The sequence below is a fragment of the Achromobacter pulmonis genome (genome assembly GCF_002885955.2).
Taxonomy (GTDB): Bacteria; Pseudomonadota; Gammaproteobacteria; order Burkholderiales; family Burkholderiaceae_B; genus Achromobacter; species Achromobacter pulmonis_A.
In genome coordinates, this window is sequence record NZ_POQS01000003.1 from 791,806 (window position 1) to 795,119 (window position 3,314).

The 3,314-nt window shown below is 68.9% G+C and carries 8 protein-coding genes; all 8 read left to right on the forward strand.

The window, feature by feature from the left end; translation table 11 throughout:
• A partial coding sequence (locus C1I89_RS15005) for a hypothetical protein (RefSeq protein ID WP_146196911.1) occupies window positions 1-313 on the forward strand: 313 nt, incomplete at its 5' end.
• Complete coding sequence (locus tag C1I89_RS34865) at window positions 310-696, forward strand: hypothetical protein (RefSeq protein WP_219929585.1); 387 nt, start codon at window positions 310-312, stop codon at window positions 694-696. The genes C1I89_RS15005 and C1I89_RS34865, both read left to right, overlap by 4 nt.
• A 28-nt stretch (window positions 697-724) precedes the next feature.
• Window positions 725-1,348: a DUF3164 family protein gene (locus C1I89_RS15015; RefSeq protein WP_102773502.1), complete on the forward strand. Its 624-nt coding sequence runs from the start codon at window positions 725-727 to the stop codon at window positions 1,346-1,348.
• 2 nt (window positions 1,349-1,350) lie between these two features.
• A complete protein-coding gene (locus tag C1I89_RS15020; RefSeq protein WP_146196912.1) occupies window positions 1,351-1,623 on the forward strand; it encodes a hypothetical protein in 273 nt (90 codons plus the stop codon).
• A gap of 4 nt (window positions 1,624-1,627) precedes the next feature.
• Complete coding sequence (locus tag C1I89_RS35275; RefSeq protein ID WP_258231445.1) at window positions 1,628-2,200, forward strand: hypothetical protein; 573 nt, start codon at window positions 1,628-1,630, stop codon at window positions 2,198-2,200.
• A 2-nt stretch (window positions 2,201-2,202) separates the two neighbouring features.
• Complete coding sequence (locus C1I89_RS35280) at window positions 2,203-2,328, forward strand: hypothetical protein (RefSeq protein ID WP_258231446.1); 126 nt, start codon at window positions 2,203-2,205, stop codon at window positions 2,326-2,328.
• A 1-nt stretch (window position 2,329) separates the two neighbouring features.
• Window positions 2,330-2,881: a hypothetical protein gene (locus C1I89_RS15030; protein WP_102773504.1), complete on the forward strand. Its 552-nt coding sequence runs from the start codon at window positions 2,330-2,332 to the stop codon at window positions 2,879-2,881.
• Window positions 2,878-3,314: regulatory protein GemA (locus C1I89_RS15035; RefSeq protein ID WP_102773549.1), on the forward strand; the 437-nt coding region annotated here is incomplete at its 3' end. The genes C1I89_RS15030 and C1I89_RS15035, both read left to right, overlap by 4 nt.

Sequence of the window (3,314 nt, forward strand, 5' to 3'; positions counted from 1 at the left end):
AATGATGTACAGCGACGCCTACCTGAATCACTACGCCGACCGCTACGTGGCCATGCACCTGAAGCGCCACGGCGTGACGCTGGAGCAGTACTTGGCCGACCCGGCCCGGTACGACCATCTGGAGTTCGAGCCGTTCCCGCTGCTGCCCGAACAGCGGCGCGTGCAGCAGCAGCTGGACGCCGAGGCCGCGCGAGCCGAGCAGGAGATCGAACACCTGCCCCGGCGCAACGGCGCGGCCATCGAAGTGCTGCACCACCGGCGGCACCATCGCCGCACCTTCCTGAGCTTCTTCACGCGCAAGGTGAAGGCATGAAAGGCCCGGTGATCCGCACCCGCAAGGCTTTCCTGAAGACGATGGCCATGTACGTCGAGGCGTGGAGCCGTCCGGCGATAGTCCGGGAGATCACCGCCTATCTGGAGCGCCACCGGGAGCCGGTCACTGCCGTGCGCCTGGCGCGCGACCTGGAGGCGCCGCTGCACCTGGTCCGCGCCACCCTGCTGCAGTTGGAGCAGGCCGGCCGGGTGGCGGTGGTGGCCTACACCGTGCCCGAGGGCCGCGCCTGGCGCCCCGTCGAGATCGGCATCTGCGAATGGTGCGGGCAGCTGGACCACCACCTGGTCGCGGGCGAGTGCCCCAACTGCCGCCCCGGCGTGCAGGATGCGGCCCGCCCCGCGCACGCCCGGCGCATCTGCTGACAACCACAACCACATCCAAGGAGTAACCATGAGTACTACCGACACCACCATCCCCCCCGGCTACATGCGCAACGCGGCCGGCCACCTGGTCCCCGAGGGCCAGGTGCGCGAGCACGACAAGATGCGCGACCAGGTCGCGCGCGAGCTGGCCGCCGAGGCCGAGGAACTGAACGCCAGGCTGCGCGCCTTCAAGAAGAAGGCCCTGGGCGACATCGCCGACCTGGTCAGCATCGCGGGCGACCGCTACGGCGTGAGGCTGGGCGGCGAGAAGGGCAACGTGACGGCCGCGACCTACGACGGCGCCTACAAGGTGCAGCGCAGCTACGCCGAGCGCGTGTGCTTCACCGAGGAGCTGGAAGCGGCAAAGGCGCTTATCAACCAGTGCATCACGCGCTGGAGCGAGGGCGCCAACGCCAACATCCGCGTGCTGGTGGACCGGGCGTTCCGCACCGACAGCAAGGGCCAGATCAAGACGGCCGCCGTGCTGGAGCTGCTGCGCCTGGAAATCAAGGATGAGGACTGGCAGCGCGCGATGGAGGCGCTGAAGGACTCGATCCAGACCGCCGGCACGGCCGTGTACATCCGCGTCTACAAGCGCATCGGCGACAGCGAGCAGTACCAGGCCGTCGCCCTGGATCTGGCGGCGGTGTGACTATGGCGACAAGAAAATCGTCCCCGCAGCCCTGCCTGGTCACCATCGGCCATATGCACCTGCTCATGCCAGCCGAGCAAGGTATGGCCATGCTGAAGTTGCTGCAGCACGTGGTCGAGTGCGAGCGGGAATCCTACAGCTGGCCGGAGCGCTTCCAGGCCGGCGCTGCGCCGCGTGTCGAGTTCAAGCTGCTGGACCCTTCGCAGATCGACCTGGTGCCCGAGCGCACCGCGCCGGTCAGCCGCACGCGCAAAAACCTACTTCTGGAGGGCTGAACACATGAACGGTCAAATCCAACGCATCCGCGATGCCCTGCGCGCCTACTCGGTGCCGGGCAGTCCGGTCAGCAAGGCCGACTGCCTGGCCGAGATCCAGCGCATCGCCGACGAGCACCACGTAGACCTGCACACCGACGACGTGGCGGTCGATGTCTTCGCGTCCGCCATGAAGCAGAAGCTGGCGGCGGCGCGCGCCCAGGGGCGCGGCGGCTGGGAGCAATGCGACCCGGCCGCCCTGTCGCAGATGCTGCGCGCGCACGTCGAGAAAGGCGACCCGCGCGACGTGGCCAATTTCTGCTGCTTCTTGTGGGTGTTGGGGCATCCCATCACTGGCGCGCCGGCCGGCGCGGTCCAGCACGCCCATGAGAACGGCTACGCCGAAGGCCTGGCCGCCCATCACGACCACGACGTGCGCGACGCGGCGCTGGAGGATGCGGCACTGGTGGCTGACAAGAAGGCCCACATCGGCGTCATGCGCAGCCTGGAAGCCACCTACAAGGCCGAGGCGGCCCGCGAGATCGCCGAGGGTATCCGCGCACTGAAGACCACGGCCCTGGTGGCCGGGGAGGCGTGACGATGGACATGCAAATCAACTGGCTGGTGGTGGTGCTGCGCCTTGTGGACGGCTTCCTGTACGGGACCGGCTTTGTCGCGGCGCTGCTGCTGTGGTTCGGCGTGTTCAAGAGAATCGGGGGTGCGTGACATGGAGAATGCCCATCAACCCGTCCTGACGGATGCCGAATGCATGATGATCGGCGTGTTCGGTCAGTCGCCGCTCAAGCGCTTGGAGCATGCCCGCGCCGTCGAGCAGGCAGTGCTGGCGAAGGTGCGCGAGCGGGCCGAGCGCGACCTGGTGCGCGAAGCGCTGGCCGACCTGGTGGCGCTTGAGGACATGAAGCGCCACATGGCCAAGATCGCGGCCGAGCCGGACTTCCTGGATAGCCCGGAAAGGCTCGCCCACTACGACCAGATGGCCGTGGCCTACTTCAGGCGGCGGCCACATGCCTGGGACAACGCGCGCGCCATCCTGGGCGCCGGCTTGCGCGCCAGCGTGGAGCCGGGCGAGGTCATCTACCGCTGGCAGGCGCTGGACTATTCCGGCTACTGCTACGGCAGCAACCCGCCCGCCAATCTGCCGCAGCGGTGCAATCTGACGGCGTTCTACGGCGCGCCGCGTGTGCGCGTCATGCCCGACGGCCGTTCCTTCGGCTGCGTGCTGCGGCCCGTCGTGCCATCCAGCGAGGGCGCCCGATGATGGCTGCGCGCAAGACGACGAAACCCGGCTGCGCCCGCTGCCGCGCCGAGCTGGCCAAGATCCACATGGCCGCCAAGGCGCTGGGCATGGACACGACCGACCCGAGCCCGAACAGCGACTACCGGGCCATGCTGCGGCAGCACGGCGGCAAGACTTCGGCGGGCGAGCTGGACGCGGCCGGCCGCGCCCGCGTGCTGGACCATCTGCGCCGGGCTGGCGCCCAGGCCACGCCGCGCAAGCGCGTGGCGCAGCATCCCGGCACGCCGCACAACCTGGGCCGCGAGGCCATGCTGCAGAAGATCGAGGCGTACCTGGCCGACATGAAGCTGCCCTGGTCCTACGCCGACACCATCGCCCGCCAGCAGACCGGCATCGAGCGCGTGGCCTGGCTGCGCAAGCAGGAGGATCTGCGCGGCGTCATCGCGGCGCTGCA

Coding starts and splice junctions, on each gene's coding strand:
- C1I89_RS15030 (WP_102773504.1), top strand. CDS start 2,330: ATGGAGAATGCCCATCAACCCGTCCTGACGGATGCCGAATGCATGATG.
- C1I89_RS35275 (WP_258231445.1), top strand. CDS start 1,628: ATGAACGGTCAAATCCAACGCATCCGCGATGCCCTGCGCGCCTACTCG.
- C1I89_RS35280 (WP_258231446.1), top strand. CDS start 2,203: ATGGACATGCAAATCAACTGGCTGGTGGTGGTGCTGCGCCTTGTGGAC.
- C1I89_RS15015 (WP_102773502.1), top strand. CDS start 725: ATGAGTACTACCGACACCACCATCCCCCCCGGCTACATGCGCAACGCG.
- C1I89_RS34865 (WP_219929585.1), top strand. CDS start 310: ATGAAAGGCCCGGTGATCCGCACCCGCAAGGCTTTCCTGAAGACGATG.
- C1I89_RS15020 (WP_146196912.1), top strand. CDS start 1,351: ATGGCGACAAGAAAATCGTCCCCGCAGCCCTGCCTGGTCACCATCGGC.